16 protein-coding genes are annotated in these 18,888 nt (G+C 52.8%); 4 read left to right on the forward strand and 12 right to left on the reverse strand.

Annotated elements, in window-relative coordinates:
- Window positions 1-61: 61 nt before the first annotated feature.
- The gene (locus tag EYC98_RS01825; protein WP_279243594.1) at window positions 62-949 is read left to right on the forward strand and encodes a LysR substrate-binding domain-containing protein; all 888 of its coding nucleotides are present in this window, start codon (window positions 62-64) and stop codon (window positions 947-949) included.
- A gap of 8 nt (window positions 950-957) precedes the next feature.
- Here the strand turns inward: EYC98_RS01825 and EYC98_RS01830 are convergent, their stop codons facing one another.
- Together EYC98_RS01830 and EYC98_RS01835 are read right to left on the reverse strand one after the other, a co-directional pair.
- The gene (locus tag EYC98_RS01830; protein ID WP_279243595.1) at window positions 958-2,238 is read right to left on the reverse strand and encodes a sigma-70 family RNA polymerase sigma factor; all 1,281 of its coding nucleotides are present in this window, start codon (window positions 2,236-2,238) and stop codon (window positions 958-960) included.
- Between the two features lie 626 nt (window positions 2,239-2,864).
- Entirely contained in the window at window positions 2,865-3,791 is a 927-nt protein-coding gene (locus EYC98_RS01835; protein WP_279243596.1) for a glycosyltransferase family 2 protein, read from the reverse strand.
- Window positions 3,792-4,502: 711 nt separating this feature from the next.
- On the opposite strand from EYC98_RS01835, the gene EYC98_RS01840 reads away from it, so the two are divergent.
- Window positions 4,503-4,751 carry a class I SAM-dependent methyltransferase gene (locus tag EYC98_RS01840; RefSeq protein WP_279243597.1) on the forward strand — a complete coding sequence of 83 codons (249 nt, stop codon included), beginning with the start codon at window positions 4,503-4,505 and terminating at the stop codon, window positions 4,749-4,751.
- 42 nt (window positions 4,752-4,793) lie between these two features.
- Here EYC98_RS01840 and EYC98_RS01845 read toward each other — a convergent pair whose 3' ends face one another.
- Genes EYC98_RS01845 through asnB form a run of 4 tightly spaced genes read right to left on the reverse strand, consistent with a single transcriptional unit; the run spans window position 4,794 to window position 9,292 of the window.
- Window positions 4,794-5,981 (reverse strand): CDP-glycerol glycerophosphotransferase family protein, encoded by a 1,188-nt coding sequence (locus EYC98_RS01845; RefSeq protein WP_279243598.1) that lies wholly within the window; start codon window positions 5,979-5,981, stop codon window positions 4,794-4,796.
- Window positions 5,978-7,234: an oligosaccharide flippase family protein gene (locus EYC98_RS01850; protein ID WP_279243599.1), complete on the reverse strand. Its 1,257-nt coding sequence runs from the start codon at window positions 7,232-7,234 to the stop codon at window positions 5,978-5,980. The genes EYC98_RS01845 and EYC98_RS01850 overlap by 4 nt, the downstream gene beginning before the upstream one ends.
- Window positions 7,235-7,283: 49 nt before the next feature.
- Entirely contained in the window at window positions 7,284-7,700 is a 417-nt protein-coding gene (locus EYC98_RS01855; protein ID WP_279243600.1) for an FAD synthase family protein, read from the reverse strand.
- A 2-nt stretch (window positions 7,701-7,702) separates the two neighbouring features.
- Complete coding sequence (asnB, locus tag EYC98_RS01860; RefSeq protein ID WP_279243601.1) at window positions 7,703-9,292, reverse strand: asparagine synthase (glutamine-hydrolyzing); 1,590 nt, start codon at window positions 9,290-9,292, stop codon at window positions 7,703-7,705.
- A gap of 420 nt (window positions 9,293-9,712) precedes the next feature.
- Here asnB and EYC98_RS01865 point away from each other — a divergent pair, with 420 nt between their 5' ends.
- Window positions 9,713-9,949: a hypothetical protein gene (locus EYC98_RS01865; protein WP_279243602.1), complete on the forward strand. Its 237-nt coding sequence runs from the start codon at window positions 9,713-9,715 to the stop codon at window positions 9,947-9,949.
- Between the two features lie 628 nt (window positions 9,950-10,577).
- On the forward strand, window positions 10,578-11,153 hold the full coding sequence (locus EYC98_RS01870) for a hypothetical protein (protein WP_279243603.1): 576 nt from the start codon (window positions 10,578-10,580) through the stop codon (window positions 11,151-11,153).
- Window positions 11,154-11,221: 68 nt separating this feature from the next.
- Here the strand turns inward: EYC98_RS01870 and EYC98_RS01875 are convergent, their stop codons facing one another.
- The 6 genes from EYC98_RS01875 to EYC98_RS01900 are packed head-to-tail and all read right to left on the reverse strand — an operon-like array spanning window position 11,222 to window position 18,821.
- On the reverse strand, window positions 11,222-11,695 hold the full coding sequence (locus EYC98_RS01875) for a hypothetical protein (RefSeq protein ID WP_279243604.1): 474 nt from the start codon (window positions 11,693-11,695) through the stop codon (window positions 11,222-11,224).
- 4 nt (window positions 11,696-11,699) lie between these two features.
- Complete coding sequence (locus EYC98_RS01880; protein WP_279243605.1) at window positions 11,700-12,455, reverse strand: efflux RND transporter periplasmic adaptor subunit; 756 nt, start codon at window positions 12,453-12,455, stop codon at window positions 11,700-11,702.
- Window positions 12,452-14,446 carry a preprotein translocase subunit SecA gene (locus tag EYC98_RS01885; protein ID WP_279243606.1) on the reverse strand — a complete coding sequence of 665 codons (1,995 nt, stop codon included), beginning with the start codon at window positions 14,444-14,446 and terminating at the stop codon, window positions 12,452-12,454. Before EYC98_RS01885 ends, EYC98_RS01880 begins: the two co-directional genes overlap by 4 nt.
- The gene (locus EYC98_RS01890) at window positions 14,439-16,577 is read right to left on the reverse strand and encodes a hypothetical protein (RefSeq protein ID WP_279243607.1); all 2,139 of its coding nucleotides are present in this window, start codon (window positions 16,575-16,577) and stop codon (window positions 14,439-14,441) included. Before EYC98_RS01890 ends, EYC98_RS01885 begins: the two co-directional genes overlap by 8 nt.
- 33 nt (window positions 16,578-16,610) lie before the next feature.
- Window positions 16,611-18,461, reverse strand: coding sequence for a GAF domain-containing protein (locus EYC98_RS01895; RefSeq protein WP_279243608.1), 1,851 nt, complete (start codon window positions 18,459-18,461; stop codon window positions 16,611-16,613).
- Between the two features lie 57 nt (window positions 18,462-18,518).
- Complete coding sequence (locus EYC98_RS01900; protein ID WP_279243609.1) at window positions 18,519-18,821, reverse strand: DUF3467 domain-containing protein; 303 nt, start codon at window positions 18,819-18,821, stop codon at window positions 18,519-18,521.
- Window positions 18,822-18,888 lie beyond the last annotated feature (67 nt).

Here is an 18,888-nt window from a genome sequence, read left to right on the forward strand (position 1 = left end):
TTCTTGCCCCCAGATATAAATAGCGGTAATTTTAGTTCGTTTAGTTCAAATATTTTGATGTATGAATCCACGCCTGACATTAGACGCCCTTGAGGTTATTGACGCCATTGACCGCAAAGGCAGTTATGCCGCAGCCGCCGCTGTGCTCAACCGGGTGCCGTCTGCAATTTCCTATACGGTACAGAAGCTGGAACAGGACCTCGGCGTTACCCTATTCCAAAAGGAGGGCCGTCGCGCCGTATTGACCGCTGCCGGTCAACACCTGGTTGAGCAGGGTCGTCACCTGCTGGGTGCGGCTGACGACCTGGCTCTGGGCACACGCCAAATAGCGACCGGCTGGGAACCACGCCTGCGCATTGCTATCGACACTATTGTGCCCATGCAATACATCCTGCCGCTGGTGGCGCAACTACACGCGGAGCAGCCGACCATTGAGGTCAGACTCACGAGTGAGGTTCTGGCTGGCACATGGGAGGCGTTAATCGAAAATCGCGTCGACCTGATTGTCGGCGGCATTGGCGACGTTCCCGGACATAAAGGTATTCGCTGTGAGCCTTGGCGGCAGCTGGAACATGTTTTCGTCGCTGCAGCGCAACACCCTCTGTGCCAACAACCGCAGCCGATCAGTCTCGAAACAGTGCAGCAACACCGGGCCGTAATCGTCAGCGATACATCCCGCAATGTCTCCCCGCTTTCACGCGGCCTACTCAGCCAGCAGAGTGCGCTTTACGTTCCCTCTATGGCCGCCAAAATTGAAGCCCATCGCCAGGGCCTGGGTGTCGGCTATGTACCTCGGGAGCAGGTCGCTGACGATCTAGCCCGCGGCCGGCTCCGAGAACTGCGGCTGACTGAACCCAGAGCGGCAGAGCCCATCATGCTGGGCTGGAAAATCGGTAACCGTGGTCAAGCCCTGAAGTTTGTGCTGGAGCGCCTGCGAACTCAAGATTGAGAGCCGGCTCACCCCTCCGCCAACTCTTCACTCGCCTGCATCAGCTTGGGGTCTTCCCGGAGTTTACTCAGAGCAGTTTTCTCCACCTGACGCACCCATTCACGACTCACAGACAACTGCTCTGCCATCTGGGCCAGCGTTAGCGTTTCATAACCATCGAGACCCCAGCGGCCGCGGATAATCTTCTGCTCCAGCTCGGTGAGCTGCGCAAGCCGCTTGCCAATAAGCCGGTTCAGCATCTGCTGTTCCGCAAGAGCTACGGGTACCTCGGATGTAGGGTCTGGCAGCATAGCCTCGAGAGAACCCTCACTATCATCGAACACGGGCTCATCCATGGACACAGTCATATTGGTCAACTGCCGCAGACGTACAACATTCTTGATGCTCATCTGCGCCAACTTGGCGAGCGTCTCCAGGCCCGGTTCCACTCCGTTGTTCTCGCGATAGTCCATGCGTACCCGGTGCAGGTGATTGACCTCCTGCTGCACATGAGCGGGATATTTGATCAAACTACCATTGCCGGCACAGGCGCGCTGGATGTACTGATTAATCCAGTTGTAGGCGTAGGTGGTGAAACGAAACCCGGTGCGATAGTCATATTTTTCCGCAGCACGCACCAAGCCTGCCATACCGTTTTGCACCAGATCTGCCAGCGCGACCGACCGCTGCTGGTTATCGCGCGCCAATTTAACGGCCAGGCGCGTGTTATGTACCACCAGACGGTCACGGCAAGAGAGATAACGCATTACCGAAAAGTGCAGATTGCAGGCCAGCTTGCTATCCACACGAGCCGGTAGTGAACGCCATTGCGGCAACCAGAGCTGTAATGCATCTGCGGTAGGGTCATTCAATTGAAAGCCCAGCTGACGCAGCATGATAACGCCGACACCAACCGTCAGCGTCGCAGGCCACTCTAACCCCTCCAAGGCAGAAAAATACTGCGCCGGCGGGTGTTCCGCGCGCAAAGTCGCAGCACAGGAATCCACCAGAGCCGCCTTCTCACCACCAGTCAGAATGTCTACCAGGTCGCGGCGCAACTGGAAAAAAATGGCTCTGGATTCAAAGTCCTCAACGGTAGGTGGCTTCGTCTGCACATTTTCACAAAGCTCAGCAATCAGGTCGCGACTGGCTTTATCTGCAGTCATCAGCCGCTGACAGCTGCGCAACGCCGCCCACTTTCGTACATCCGCATCACGTTCTTCGACTGCACTCAGTAGCGGGTATTCACATGCGCGATCCATAATCACACCGATGTTTTCGGGCTCTCTGTGAGCTGGTGTAATTTGCATAACCTTCTCCTTTTCATGTTTATCACCCTTACATACGTAAACCTGTGGCGGGGTAGTCTTGTGCAGAACGCCAATAGGGCAACAGGGTATGGACACTAGCTGGACGTGAAAACAGAACTTTGTATCGTAGTCCGGCACGACTCAGCGCTCTGGTTTCATGGGCAAGTACCTTGGCGGATTGCTCCGAACACCCAGACCCCCCGTCTTCGGCGCAGCGACACCCTGGCAGAAAGCTCATCATGCATTCCTTCAGAAGGTTGCTGTCCGCACTCATGGCCACCTTTGTTGCAGCTTCTGCAAGCGCGCTTCACACCGGAGGCGAAACCAGGCTCGACCTCGCAACAGAAGAACGACGTTCAAATTTCCAACGATTTTGCTCCAGCCCGGAGAAAACTATCGGCAACACACGGTGCAGCGCTTTAGCGTGCTCTGACCAACCAGCAGCAGCCACAAAACGAATTGCTGCCAAGCGTGAAAAATACAATTGATTTTTATGCTCCGGTGCCGCAGAAAGCCTCCCGCGACCCACCAGGAAAGTGGCGCAGACAACGACCACCTCTATAACTTAGCCTGGCGCAATCGTGCTGTTACCAAATTTCAATACCGCTTCAAAGGCCACCGATCGCTCAATATAGATCGCACAAGATGACCAATTTCAAGGCCAGAGTCTCCAGACGATTATTGCGGTGCAGACGGGTGCTTGACACAAACATCAGCCGTTTAAAGAAGCTGGCCATACCATGACTGTCATTGAGTACAGCGAGCGTTGACCGCATTTGAGGGTCAATCTCGGGATAAGTTGCCATAAAGTGATTGGCTTGTAACAGTGACTCCAAGCCGGCATCGCGATCACCTAGGCGCGCCACCAGCCCTCTTAGCCGGTTATACAACCTCGATAATCCAGGTTCACGTGGGGTCGCCGTATTCGCATGCTGGCGGTAACGGATATGAGGCACTGCATCATAAACCAGTGCTCCGCTGCTGGCGGCGCAGAGGTACAGCCACCAGTCGTGCATAATCATTAGCGCGGGGTCACCGCGCAGAAATTCAGCACGCAACGCGTTACCAAATACGCAGGTGCAGCCAATCGCAGAATTCTCGACAAGAGCATTCAAAATACCCGGCGCGCGCGGTATGTCGCTATCATACAGATGCTGGTTATTGGCATTGACGCAGCTCAGTCTGGCAAAATAGAGTGTCGCATCGGGCCGCTCTGCGGCCAGCAAAGCCCGCATGGCAACTTCCAGCTTGTGGCTATCCCATATATCATCTTGGTCACAAAATGCGTAGACGCCAGTAGTATCCTCCACGCACTCAAGTAAACTGTAAAAACTGGCCTGAACGCCGATATTGGACCCCAATTGGAGACTGATACGCTCATCTCCAGCCGCATGCGCTTGAAGAATATTCACCGTGGAGTCGGTTGAGCCATCGTCGCGAATATGCAACTGCAGCGGTGAGTAGGATTGCCTCAAAACGCTTAGCAGCAGTTCCTCAAGGTAAGTCTCTCCATTGTAAGTGGACAGCAGTATATGCAGCGTGGGGTTGCTCATCAGCAAACAGTACCAGATGGCACAGATATTACTATATGCTGGATCACATGCAGCGATCCGATGAAGTCATACAGCAGGCTTAACAGCCTGGTGATTTAAGGCGATAGAATCTCTATAAGTATGGATGACAGTCAGCACAATCGCAGAATCACCAAAAACATAGCGTGGAACTTCGTCGGCATTTGTTCGCCGCTGGTACTCGCCCTAATCACCATCCCACAGCTGATAGAGCTATCGCGTAGCGCAGATACTTTGTGTTGGTGTATTCATTAACGCCTTTGGGCATATAGCTCAAGCACTGCTACAGGGGTCAGGGGGCCCGGACATCACCGCAAAAGTACATGTTGCAGAATTGATTATCTACATACCCTACCTCTGGTATTTTACCAGCGCCTGCGGGATTGAGGGGCAGCCTATGCTAGGAGTATTCGAGTACTGATCAGCATCAGCGTATTGATGTTCCTCGCCAACAAATGCTTAAGTGGCACCACAAAGTCAAGATACCAGGATTCAAACACCGTGGGCTTAAAAGAAAAACTCAGTAACAAGCTGATCCGTGAAGACTGCGGCATCTGGCGCTTACGCGTCACAGCTCGTTTGCGTACTCACATGGTAGTCCCGCCGAACACTATTTACTGCTTGTATTCGAGCGCAAGATTGACCTGTCTTCCTCCTCACTGGACTTAAAGCAGTGCATTAAGGATTGGCCCGGTGAATACCACTTGTCCAAAAAAACGCGCGCAGCTACTCTCCGGTTTCGATTTTGATCCGGCCTTAAAGTTACTGGAAGTGGGCTGCGGCTGCGGTGCTATCACCCTCCATCTGGCAGAAAATATGGAAGGCGGAAATGAGCTGCGCAAGGCTCCGGATATGTCCGCAATGGTGCAGCAGATATACGGCGAGGAGGCCTATCAATTAGTGCTTGAGGGGTGCCGCCGTTTGACTCGGATTGATTGTTAGCCCGGGCCCACTGTACCTTTGCGCCCCTGTGCTCGCATACGTTCACGCCAGCCGCTGCAAAATACCTTTCACCACGCGATCAGAGTTTCTGCCATCGCGGAAGGCAACCGAATAGTCCTTAACAGGACCCGGACTGCCGGCTTCACCACTGCGAATAGCCTCGGTCATCGCAGGTAATTGTGAAACCAGATCATGCCACCCGGCTATTCGATAATCACTGGTGAAATCCTCAAAGTTTACGTAAAGCTGGCGATCCCCCGTTAGGTAGCTCTGCAGATCAAGCGTCAGAAAGTAGATCGACTTGTCGAGTAGGGCAAAGTCGAATATCAGGCTGGAAAAGTCAGTAAGCAGGCAGTCGTATTTATTTACAACGCTGCTGAGCTCAGGTGTTTGTTCCAATTGAATAAACTGGCAGCTCTCAAGGGCGGCTATGGTTTCGGCGGAATACTCGTTAACCGGATGAAGGCGAAGGCTCAGCACGGTGTTTAGAGCACGTAACTTTTCTTCAAGAATGGCAAGTGACCCAATAAAGTCACCGAAGAAGTCGAATGTGCTGCCGACACCATTACGGAAAGTGGGTGCATAAATAATGCTCAAGCTGGAGCTGTCTGAATATTTCCTTTTTTCAAAACCTTTAAGCATAAGGTCGCTTCTTGGCTCTCCAGTGATGAGGATCTTGCCCTTATCGAGATTGAAGGCTGAAGCATAAATTTTTGCGGCAGGCTCCGAGCTGGCAATAAACAGGTCATTCCGTTGCAGCTTGATTCGAAAAACGCGTATCAGAATAAAATCTGAAATAGACATCTGACTCATAGCGTCATCAGCGCCTATTCGCTTAATGGGTGTGCCATGCCATACATTGACTTTTAGCGTGCTACTTGAAATGCAATGACCAAAAAATTCTGAGGAGGCGGAATGCGTATAGACCGCTACTGCCGCGCGAAGCTGATAATAAATTCCCCTAAAGGAAAGATAATAGTAGGCATCAATGTCACGTTGTCTCAGCTCTTTTACCAGTGACTTTGCTTTGGATATCCATTTGATATCAATGCCAGAGTGTTCTGACTGCATGTGCTCAAACAGAGCGGCAGCATTGTCCGAGTAACGCGCCCCCATCCAGGCGCCAAAAACCCACAGGTTGTTATCCTTCGGCCAAATGATTGATAAGACGTAGAGCGGTGCCAACAGGAGATTTTTCAGTACGCGGAATAAGCCTCGAATTGCCTTCATGCGCGACGCCGCTCATATTCAAGGGCTAAAGTGTATCGCAGCCGATAGAGGAGAACGAAGCTCTCCGTGACGAGTACGCTTAGAACAAGGCTTGTAGCAGTTATTTCGTAGAAGAGGTAGACCAACGATAGAAGAGCCACATGGAATAGAGCCGCTAGCAGTATGCTTTTGTTGGCAAGCCGATTTTCTCCCAGTGCGACCAGATATGGATAGCCGAGAAAAGAACCAATAAGGTTGACCAGGAATATCAGCAAAAAGATGTCAAATATCTCTGATGAAGCACTAAAGCTCTCGGAGGTAACCAGGTTTACAAAGACAGGGTACAGCAGGTGCGCGAAGGGGATGATCAGTATCGCTGCACCGACACTCAATGCCAGTGCGTTAAAGAATACACGGTAGTTTCGCTGACTTGCCATGTAGGGATAGACCGAAAAATAAATGGGATGGAAAATACCCTGTAGAGCCTTGTAGATCTGTTCGGCAATCGCATAAGCGCCAACTGAACCAATGCCCGCAAAAACACCAAGAAGCAGAGTGTTCATGCCAGTATAAGTCAACGATGCCAGACGAGAAACGAAATAGCTGAGACCGCAACGCGCTGTGACGTAAATATGCCGGAGCCGCACTACTGGAAAATACCCGGCGTGCATAGCAATCAAAAGGCTGGCAACTCCAGCCAGGCCAGTGGTAAAGCCCTGAATCAACAGCGCTGTTACAACGTCCTCGCTCGATTTTACTAAAAGAAAAATCATAGCCACTAACAATATTTTGCTGGATATCATGACAACCGCGATAGGTTTCATTTTTTCCAACCCCTGGAAAAACCAATTGAGCAAGAGAATATTGGTGAAGACCGGGAACAATGCGTAAAGCACTTCACTCTGATATTCCGCGAACCGATCGACGGTCAGCGTGGCGCAGAAAATTAATATCGAATAGGCAATGAACAGCAGCAGTTTACAGGTGAGTACACTGCCCAGGTTGATTGCCAATATGGTGGGGTACTTGCGATAACGCGCAACGCGCTCGGTGGCCGAGAGATAAAACCCGTAGTCCGTAATAACGTTACCGACGACTGCGACACCTAGAGCAAATGCCAAGATTGAATAGGATGCGTAGCCCAGGTTTTTGGTTAGCACGCTCAGTGTTATTAGGGGTACAAGGTAATTGACTACTTGCACAAAAAATAGCGTCGAGGAATTTTTGAATAACCTGTGCCTTAGTAAACTGCTCAGGTTCTGATTTGATAGCATTGCGATTACTTTGTTGTTATTCGATTCTTGCGTGCTACGTTCACTGCACCTATTTTCTAAGGTCTGCCAAAGTCTTATTGATGAGCGTAGAGGATGTTGTTTGAGTGTATGGGAAGTAAATTATTTTCACTTCAAGCTCTTTGAAACGCGCCTCCAGCTCCTCCCATTTCGCTGATTGATGCCAGTCGTCACCCACAAACATGTAGTTGAATTTGTAGTGCTGCCAAGCGTCCAGTTTCTCGCCGGTAGTTTGTGCCGTAGCTACGTCGACATACTTTATGCTGCTGACGACTTCAAGGCGCTCATTGAAAGGTATAACCGGCGACTTGTTCTTTGTCGCCCTTACCAGCTCGTCGGTGCTAACGCCGACGATGAGCCGGTCACACATTGCGCGGGCATTTTTCAGGACGCGTACATGCCCAATGTGAAAAAGATCAAAGACTCCTGAGGTATATCCTATGATCATAGCTATGAAACTCCAGCTTCAATATGTGCGTCTGCGAATATATTTGATTTGAGCTCGCTCCAGTTTTCGCCCACTACACGGCTCATGTTGTAGTCTAACCATCGGTCCATCATGTTTTCATTTGATCCGGGTAGAACATCCTCAAGATCGACGGGAAAACCTACCTTCTCTCGCTCTACCAATTGTCGTGGCAGTCGTGTTCCATAAATCTGTTTGAGGGGCGCCTTGATAATACCGTCTTTCATTCGAAAGGATAGGGGGGCTCCCGACATATACTCCACCAGTCGATGGTCGACAAAGGGTACTCTTGCCTCTACGGCGCACATCATTGTGCTATTGTCCAAACGCCTCAGCAGCCCGTGAAGGTGTGATGTCTGCATAAAGGCGGAAACGATATCCAAACATGATTCGCGTGACCTGTAGGGCTCACTGGCGTAAGCAACAATCTCAAGGTCGCTGTGGCTTCCGTAACTATAATGGGCGTCAAATTGTGCAACGTCCCAGGCCGAGCTGTTCGCCCACCGGTAGATTCTGTCATAGCCCGAAAACGCCTCATCGGCACCTTCTCCGCTTAGCACAACGGTATTCTCTCGTTTAACACGCTGGGTCATTTTATAAATCATGACCTCGTTGGGCACCGATAGAGGCTCGCGCCTTATATCGATAAGGTGCTCAGCCGCCTCCAGATACTCTTCTTTGCTGACCACCAATTCGTCGTGCTCCGTCCCTAAATGGTTGGCTGCCATGCGGGCCCATTCGAACTCGTTATTTGTTGCTGAACCGACGGTCCAGGTGAAACGGTTTTTGGTCAAAAGAGTGATAATCGTGCTGTCCAACCCACCGCTAAGATAGCTGCCGAGAGGGACATCAGCTATACAGCGGTAGTCCACGGCACTCCCAATTAGCGATTCAATCTCATCAAGGTGCCAATGCTCGCGGGTGGGTTGCTCGGGAAGTCGCCAGTATTCTACAACCTTTCCGTTCAGATAATAGTGGCCGGCAGGAAACATACTGATGTTCTTATGTATCGTATGTCCATTGAAGAACGTGCGCAGCTTCAAATATTGTCGTATACCCAGTGAATCGAATTCTTGTTGCGGGGCAAGTGTGAGTACCGCGGCAATTTCAGAGGCGAAAATCAGCCTGTTTTTTGCCTGGTAATGATAGAGGGGCTTTATACCCAGTCTGTCGCGGGCAGCGAAAACGTCAGTGGTCTGGGTGTTATAGATAACGAAAGCAAACATGCCATTGAGGTGCTCGAGCATCGCTGGGCCCAGCTTGATGTAAAGCTCTAATAACACCTCTGTGTCAGATTCAGTTCGGCAGTTTAACTGGAAGTCTTTACGTAGCTCTTTGAAGTTGTATATTTCGCCGTTAAAGATCAACACGTGGTTGCCGTCGCCAGATACAAAAGGCTGATTACTTCTGGCCAGGGTGTCTTGTATGCTCAGCCGATTGTGGCCCATCGCTACGCCGGCATCGTTAAACCATGTGCCCTGATAGTCTGGGCCGCGATGGGACATACTATCGAGCGCGTCCTGGAAAGCGTTACGTGATTGATTGGTGCCGGAGCTAAACAGGATGCCGCACATAGTTGCTCTTAGGTTTTCCCAGATAGTGTTTTGTGGATGACGTGTAGCTTAGATAGGAAAGCTCGTGTGCATATTAACAAGCTTGATTGTGGACCGCTATTTTTTGGGCTCATTTTGGGATATTGCCAGGCTGATAGTTGCAGCTCCTCAGGGCTGCGCTGTTCACGTTTGCCGGGGGCTTCAGCCAAAGGCAGCAGGTGGTTTCAGTAGCCGGTGTCTACAAGCTTGGTTTGTTGTTTAAGTGGCTGATATTATTAGCTTATTTGGCGGCGGAGCTAGATTGGTTGTTTGCGTTGCCTTCGATCACGATGCGAAAGCCGATATCAGGCAGCCGTCAGGTCCAGCTTCAAGGGATTAACCCGCGGTTGGTCGCCATTGAGGTGTTGATGCTAAAAATTTGATCTTATCATCTGTTTAGGAGTGCTGGAGTACTCAGCGCTGTTCGTCGAGGAAGACGATCCCTACCAACATGTATTGAAGTACTTCAGCGACTTGCTCTCTTCGGACGGTTGTGTGGTTATCGCGATTGAGAACCAGTTTGGCTTAAAGTATTTTTCCTCCTCGCATGAGGACCACCTGAAAGTCAGGTTGGAAGGTATTGAAGGTTATCCGGTGTATGCAGACAGGGTAAGAACCTTTGGCCGGACTGAACTGTAACGACTACTGAGCGAGGACTTTCCAAGCATAGAGCTCTGTTACCCTTACCCGCATTACAAAATTCCAGCCGCGGTATTGTCGGAGGATATGCTTAACTCGGGTCATGCCGCCGAATTGGTCGCGAATTTCAGATCGCGAGATTACTACGGTCCAATACCAAGGCTATTTGAAGAGACACTGGCTACTCACTACATACGCGCTTGCTGCTAAGTAGTCTGGCGTCAGGAAGCGGAGCTTTAGTACTGCCCGGCGTAAAACATACCAACGGCATCCGCGATAAAGCGCGCTCTATCGCGAACCAAGACAGCACTGCGGTGCTAAATCACCAGACAACATTGACAACTTTGCTGCTAGCCAAACTAAAGTATCGGTAGGCCGGCGCGAACTGCCTTCATCTCCGCGAATGCACAGCTACTACCTGTTCAGGGATTTACCGCCCAACGGTAATAATACGATTGATTTTTGCGCTCCGGTACAGCAAAATGCTGCCCCCGAGTTATTCTGACATTTAGTTTTTCTCGGAAAGCGCGACTTCTATCTCCTCGGTGGTATCAGAAAACGGAATATCAGTCGCAAAACGCTCTGTTTTCGCAATGCATCACACTATAAACCACACAGGAAGCACTGAATGTTAACTACGAAAAATCTGGAAAAACTGATCGAACTCGAAGAAACCCTGCGATCAGAATATCAGGTCCAACTGGACGCCAAAGATGCTGAAATTGCAGCCAAGTCTGCAGAAGTCGCCCAGCAAGTTCAGGAGAAAGAAGACAAGCTGGCTATTATTGCCAAGCAGTTAGAACAAATTACCACTCTGTCTGCAGACGCCACCACCAACAAGCGCACGGAGCAACTCAATCGCGAGCTGAACCAGCGCTGCGAGAATTTGCACGAAGAAGCGGCTACTCAGAAAAAACGCATAAAGGCCCTGCAAAACGACCTGTCTGCTGAACGCACCGAGCTGAAGGCGCTTAAGCAGTATGATCCAGCCAAAATGAAGAAAAACCTGGACGCCAGCAAGCGCAAAATGGCTGAGAAAGCCAAGGCTACTGACCTACTGCAGAAGTCACTCAACCAGACCAAAACAGAAAAAGCTGACCTGCAGCGTCAGGTTAAAGAGCTGGAAGCCAAGGTTGAGGAGCTTGAGAAAGCAGCTCCAGAAGCAGAAGTGGAAGTGGAATCTGTCGAAGAAGCGGCGGCCTAAACTCAGCTCCGCTAAAAGCTCTCCCCTGCGCTCACGCGCAGGCGGCCTGCACCAAACCCCACCTGTGTTTAAAGCGACTCAGTTGCATTTATCGTCAAACCGTACAAACTGATCTGGTCTCCATCCACGACCAGAGATAATCGCATGGTTGCAGGGCCCTCCTTACCAGTCACCCGCAGAGAATAATGTAACTGGTAATACTGTTCGCCGCCTTTCTCACCCAGCTTCATTGAATTTTGAAAGGCGCTCTCCTCAATGTCACCGAATAACTGACGCAGTTTCTCCAACTGACTTTCTAGTTGGTCGCCACTTATTTTAACCTTGGCCTGCTGGTTGAACAGCGTGTACAGCCCAGCGTGATCACCACGGTTGTATAAATTGGTGACGCGGTCACCCCAGCGCCGCGCCAGCCCATTGTCAAAACCAGATACAGACTCAGCAGCGACCGTCGATTGACGACCGGCCAGACTCGCAGTCAAAGCCAGATTTAGCAGACCTATTAACAGAATGACGCCCAGCAGTACGTTAGTCATCTTATTCACAAAGTTACGGCTCCTCAATCAAGTGCGCACTGCAGCGCAGTCCGGCAGGAATACTATTGTCTTTGTTACTCATAGACAGCTGTACGCGGAAGGTTCCGCTGGCGGGATCTATCAATGGATCAACGGTTGAGACGCTAGCCTCGCGCGGCTGCTGCAGGGCTGATTGGGCAACAATATTTAGCTTCTGCCCAACCGCAATTCTACCGAAATACTCGGCGGGAAGAAGTAAGTCCACGTGCAGCGGATCTAGCGTGGCCAAACGCAGCACCGGGTCCACATTGACGTACTCACCCACATCCAGCAGGCGGTCTACCACAACCCCGTTTATAGGGCTGTATACCTCTCGCAAAGCCAGCTCTTCTTCCGCCAGCCGCAACTCCATCTGCGCCAACAACAGATCAGTCTCTACCTCATCGCGTTCATGGATAGACAGCAGATCGTCCGCGTACAACTCCTCGTTTCTTTTTGACGCGCGGCTGGCAAAATCAGCTCTCACCCGCGTCAGCTCAACCTTGGCTTTTTCTACACCGGCGCGCAGCTTAAACAATGTCTCTCCCACCTTGACCTGATCACCACGGCGAATATCAACAACTTCCAGCACACCCGGGACCGGTGAACTCACTTCTACTTTCTTGCTCGGCTGTAGCATGCAGCCCAGAGTCGCCAGGGTCAGGTCGCCCTGTGCCTGTGCCTGCGCCGCGCCAGCGATCAGAACCGCCGCCGTCATGGCCCTGCACGCAAAAAACTGTCTGGTTCTCAAAGATTATCTCCTGCAAAGGCCATCGTCCGCTGACGCTGGGTATCCAACTTGATGAGCTGCATACGCTGCCGATGATGCATTGCTTCAATTTTTTTCTGACAACGCTGCTGAACCGCCCAACCCAACCAGCGGGGTACGCCGGCCCCGGAGGCATTAAGGGATTTGATAGTACCCAACAGCAACGGTCCCGCCATGCGCAGTACCAGCCTATCCTCCAGCGACAGGATCTGGCTCACCGTTCCGGGATCTCCCTGTCGCGCACAGCGCCCTTCCAGCTGGCGATCAATGCGCGATGAGTCCTGCAGCTCGGTGATAATAACATGCAAACCACCGGCAGCCCGCGTTGCCTTGGCTAACTTGATGTCGGTGCCGCGCCCAGCCATGCTGGTGGCGACCATAACAGCGCCAGGTTGCCCGGCGTCGGCTACGATCTCGGCCTCTTCTTTATCCTGGCGGGCATTAAGCACCTTGTGTGCAATTTGGTGCTGGTGCAAAACCTCGCTGATTTTCTCAGAGGACTCCACCGAGTTGGTACCAATCAATACCGCCTGGCCCTGCTCGATCAAATCACTGACTACCTCTGCCACACGCGCCCACTTCAGCTGCTGGGTCTCGTAGACCTCGCGCACGCTACGTTGCCTGCGACTGGCTTTCAGCAGCGGAATATTCTGGCTGCGCAAGCGATAGACATCGAGCAGCTCAGAGGCAAGCTCACGACCGGTGCCGGTCATTCCGCAGAGGTGGTGATACTTGCGAAAGAAATTCTGGTAGCTGATCTCGGCATCCGTCTCGCGCGGCTTGGTCAGCTCAATGCCCTCTTTCATCTCAATCATCTGCTGCAGACCCTGCCCCCAACTCCTACCCGGCATCACCCGCCCGGTATAGGGATCAACAATCTGCAGGGCACCCTCTTCATCAACGATATAATCTTTGTCGAGGTGATAAACATGCAGAGCCGCCAACGCCTGCTTGACCAAAGGATCACGATAAAAAGAACTACGCCAGATACCGTCGAGGTCCTTACAGATACTGAGCAGTAATTCCTGGCCTCGTTTGCTCATGTGAATGGCCGAGGTTTCATCCTGCTCAAAATGCGTATCTTTTTTGAACTGCCTACCTATCGCCATGGCGGTATTCAATAAATCTTCTTCCCGCTGCCCGAACTTCTCCTCGCCGGAGATAATCAGCGGCGTGCGCGCTTCATCTACCAGCACACTGTCGGCCTCATCAACAATCGCAAAGTGCAATCCGCGCAGCATCAAGCGTTCAGCCCAGGCGGTGTCGCGAGTTAGCAATGCGGCCTGCAGCACCCGCGAGTTTTCCCGGCCATCCAGCACCAACCGATCCTTGAGAAAATCAAACGTCAGTTCTTTGTTGCAGCAATAGCAGATATCACTGCCATAAGCCTCACGCCGCTCAGCAAGCTCGACATCATGCGTAATGATACCTACCGTCAAACCCAGCGCATGATAAAGCGGTATCATTTCTTCAGCATCACGTTCCGCCAGATAGTCATTCACTGTGACCACATGTACGGGTATCCCCGCCAAAGCAGCTGTCGAGCTGGCGAGCGTAGCCGCCAGGGTCTTACCTTCTCCCGTCGCCATCTCGCCGACGCAGCCCCTCAGCAATGCCAGCGACAACCGTATCTGAGTGTGGTGATGGCGCATGCCCAGAGCGCGACCGCTCATCTCACGCACTACTGCAAACGCCTCAATAATTGTGGTCCGGGTAATCCCCTGCAGACGCAGCTCAGTGCGCACTCTGTGCAGGGCATCCTCTAACTCCCCTTCGGTGAGCGCCTCAAGCGCATCACAGCGGCGCAAAACCGCGCGCACGATACGCTCATCGGCACGTAAAATAAGATGGTAAAGCTGGCGCATTTTTTCACGGCTGCGCGCCAGAAAAACATCCAGCCAGTTATCCACCAGCCAGGTTCTTTCATTACGCAAACCCGCCACGCTGGGCTTTCTGGCGGCAAACTCAGACATTAAAGTACTGCAAAAATGTGCGCCTGATCAGCCGGTAGGTGCGATAGGCCAGCGCTTCGGGTGGGTGTTCAAATTTCACCAGAATGCGCTCCTCTACGCGACTGGAAGGCAAACTGTCGAAACGAATATCGACCAAAAAATAGCGCTGTACCGTACGCGGCTCAGACTCGGAGGGATTGACGATTATGCTGCCACCGCCGGCCTCGGACAGTACCTGGCTAACCAGCTCTTTGGAAGCGGAGGGGAAAATCGTCCAGCTAGCAGGCTCTATTTCTTCCTGCAGTCGCGCCGCCTTAAGGACCTTGACGCGATCAACACTATCGCGCAACAGCTTGATATCCGACTCTGGCACCATACCCAATACCTTCGCGTGGGAGTCGTCAATAATGTGGCCGACCAGAGAACCCCTGGACAAAAACCGCCCAGGCAGATCCGCGGCATCCGTAACCCACCAGACACCGGGGGATTCAGCGTAGATATTCAGCGCGGCTAGCTGCACCTCATTGGCTGCAATCTCGTCTTGCAGGCGCGCCAGTTCCTGGTCATAAATACTGATCTGTACCGGATCAAACCAGGCCCCCTGCCTCTGCGCTGCTGCCTCAGTATGCTGGTGTCGCAAAATCTCATGATTTGCCTGCAGCCGCTGGTTGCTGCAGCTGACCAATAGTTCACCTGCCACCACTTGCGTCCCGGCCGCTGCGTGCACGGTTTCAATAAAGCAATTTTCCCCCGCTAGCACGCGGCGCTCGTCGTCCATCTGCACGACCCCTTCCACCGAGGTCGACAACGGCACGGGCACCATACCAAACAGCACAACAAAGGCCGCAAATACCAGAGGTATCATAATCTTCGGACTACGAGTGCCGGTGCCGGAATCACCCTCGCGCCACGCTTTGGCTATCATTTTGAGATTGGGCCAGATCATAGTGCCGGTGACCGACCAGGCCGCCAGCAACACGCCGACAACAAAATACTTCTGCGCCACAAACAGAAAAATGGTCACCATCAGGAACATTCGATAGATGAACGAGCCCAGACCATAGGCAAACAACCAACCCGCCTCACGGCGGTCGTAGGCGGGCGAGTCATGGCCTTTGACGCCAAACAGCACGCGTTTGCTCAACCAGCCCCAGTACTGGTTGGAGCGCTGGGCCAGGTTGGGGATCTCCAGAAAATCTCCCAACACATAATAGCCGTCAAATCTCAGTAGCGGATTGCCGTTAACCAGTATGGTGGATACGCCGGCGATAAAAATAATATTGAAGGCGATGGACTTGACCAGGCCGGGCCCGGCATTGATCCAGATAAGCATGGCCAGCGACGCAATCACCAGCTCGACAATGATACCCGCCATCCCTACCAGCATGCGCTGCTTGCGGTCAGCCACGGCACCAGTAGCTGAGGCGTCCACGTAGGGCATTGGAATCAACACCAGCAGCATGATTCCCAGTTCGTGGACCTCTCCGCCATTACGTTTAACGCAATAGCCATGGCCCAGTTCATGCAGCAATTTGATGATGGGGTAAATCATCCACATCAAAACCAGATTATCCGCGGCGAGCACGCGGTCGGTGATGTTGCGCGTCAATTCGTCCCAGTGCTGTCCTACCAGAAACAGCATGGTAATCAGCAGCGCACACAGCAGTACCAAAGAAACCCGGGAAAATACCGGCCGTACGTATTTTTGCGTGGCCAGCAGAAAACGCTCAGGGTCGATCAGGGGTATCTGCACCGAGAGCGGAGATTTCAATTTTCCCATCCAGCGTTTGCGCTTGGCTTCACTGCCGCGCTCAAACAGCTCACCCACATCGCCGCTGATATCCATACGCACGATGTTGCCCTGGTACAGGCTCGCCAGCAGTTGCAGCATTTCTTCGTGAGTGGGCATCTCCTCACCCAGTCGCTGTGAGGCGAGATCCCACAGTTGATCAACACTGCGTTCGCCATTCATCAGCCCCACCAGCAAGTAGGACTGCGGTGACAGACGTCTTATCTGGCCGGTGATGTGATCTTCCAGCAGGTACCAGCGCTTACCGCGGTAGCGATGCGCATGCACGGTAACATGGTCCCGGACTCGGGGTTTGAGACTGGCGATTCTGTACCAGTCACGTGAAAACAGCGTGGAACTCATCTCAGCGACCGCCTAATGGGCACAGACACCGGGTTAACCCCAGAAGCGCCAGATCTGCATGCGCAACCAGTCCCTGACCCCACGAGTCCAGATACTGATAAGCAGGCGTTCATCAATGGTGACCTTCGCCACACCCTCAAGGCCCACCCGGAGTGATTCAACATCACCGGTAATCTGCGCCTCTACCCGATACACGGTAGCGCCATCGCGCACTTCAGCTACCGGATTGATGCGCGTAATTACAAAGCTGAACTCCGTATCAGGTAACGCCGACAGCACCAGCCTGCCAGGCTGCCCGGCCTCAACGTCATTGATTCTGAACTCATCCACGTAAAGCGCCAGCCGATACTCACCACTGGGAGACAACTCAAACAGCACATCGCCCTGGCGCACTACAGAACCTATGCGCTGACTCAAGTCACCTGAGACCAGCAATGCATCAAAGGGAGCAACCATGGTGGCCTGGCTTATCTGGTAATCGAGCAGTTCCAGTTCAGCCGCAGCGCGATCCATTTGCGCCTTGGCAATCTGCACCTGCGCGCGCTCCTGGCGCGCCAGTGCATCTTCGTACTGCCGCCTCGATGTGGCCTGCTGGCTGGTCCAACTCATACGCTGTAAGCGCAGTTCCCGCGTCTCCAACTCTGCCAGCAGTGCACCGGCGCTGACCTTATCACCCGCCCTGAAACTGGCACTTTGCAGGTACCCCTCGAACGGCACCACGATGGCTCGCAGCTCCGCGCCCTCCAGTACCGCCTCGGTACCCAGGTTATAGTCGCCGGGCATGAAGGTGAAAAACAAAGTGACCGCCACCAGCGCCAGCAGCACCAATTTGCGTACCAGGTAGCCTGGGCCTAACAGCCGTGAGGTTTGATTACGCAGGCTGCGCCCAACATAAGAATAAAGCGGCAGGCTCGACTGTCTTTTTTCCTCCAGCACCACGCCCACGTAGTTGGCTAAAGCATCACCCAGCACCTGTTCCTGCTCGGTGAAGGGATCATCCAGGCCACGCTCGAACAGCACCGCGCCGTAGCAAAGTTCCTTATCGACCAGCGGCACGGTTAACAGGGTGCGGCGTCCGGCGGCATCGGCCAGGCGGGCGTGAGCAAGACTGATAGAGTTATGTGATTCTGGCGCCGGCCACAAGATTGCCTGCTGCTGGTCTACCGCCTCCTGCATGGCGGCGGCCGTATGTTTGACCAACTCATGTTTTTTGCTGTGGCCGCTGCTATCGGACTGGGAATGGATGTGAATCTCACCGCCACGCACAAAACCCAGCACCACCCGCTCGGCGTTAAGATGACGACCAATCAGGTTAACAAAACGCAGTGCAGCATGATCAAAGTCGCGCTCGCCCAACACATTGGCAATGCTGTCGATAACAACTTGCTGACGTTCGTTCTGATGACCCAGACCGTCCAATGTAGTGCGGCTCAGGCCCAGTTCAAGCCAACCGCTGCAGTATTCCACAGCGGCCAGCACGCGCTGCAAACTGGCTTCGTCGGCCCCGGTAAATAAAACCGTGACTACAGCGCGCAGGCGCTCATTGATAAATATCGGATAACTACCCAGGTGATTGGCGCCATCATCCAACGGTGACAGCAAGGGCGTCTGCTTCTCCAGCGTGGTCGCCGCGGCATCCTGCAGCAGCTGATCGTAACCGGTTTCCTGCGGCCATAACGCGCGCGCGTGAAACTGCCCGGCCCCGCTATCATCGGTCACCACCAAAGCAGCAGCTACTCCGGGCAACTGCTCACACAGCCAGACCAGCCAAACGTAATGCCAATGCTCGTCGGTGGTCTGCAGCAATCGATCGAGCCGCTCCAACGAATCGGGCAATACTATCGCGCCGTTATCGTCGGTGAATATTCGCTCGCTGGTTGTCATGGCTGATGACTAATTTCAGGGCAGACGGCCCGCCATAGGGCAGGCCGCGCTGCACAATTACTTTGGCTGCTCGGTCTCGCCAAGGTTGCCAAAACGCTTTTCATATTCTTCTACCACACTGTTTAACAGGCGCGACAAACGCTTGGCGGCATAGGGGCTGACAATGACACGATCAGAAAGCTCAATAGCCACTTCTTTCTGGCCACTGCGCCAAGCCTGGTTAGTACCAAACAGCAGGGTGACCTCTTCCTGTGTGCTGGACACATTGCATACATTCGCATACACGCTGCGCATCTTGCTATCGTCCCAACGGATGGTGGGTGTGCCTGTATTGCCACTTTTACTTTTTTCGTCTGCCATTTTACTTCCTTAAGCTATTAATATTTCGGTTACCCTACACATAATCATCGCCGAGCTGGCTACGACA

Origin of the sequence: Candidatus Litorirhabdus singularis (assembly GCF_026262625.1) — a bacterium.
Classification (GTDB): Bacteria; Pseudomonadota; Gammaproteobacteria; order Pseudomonadales; family Halieaceae; genus Litorirhabdus; species Litorirhabdus singularis.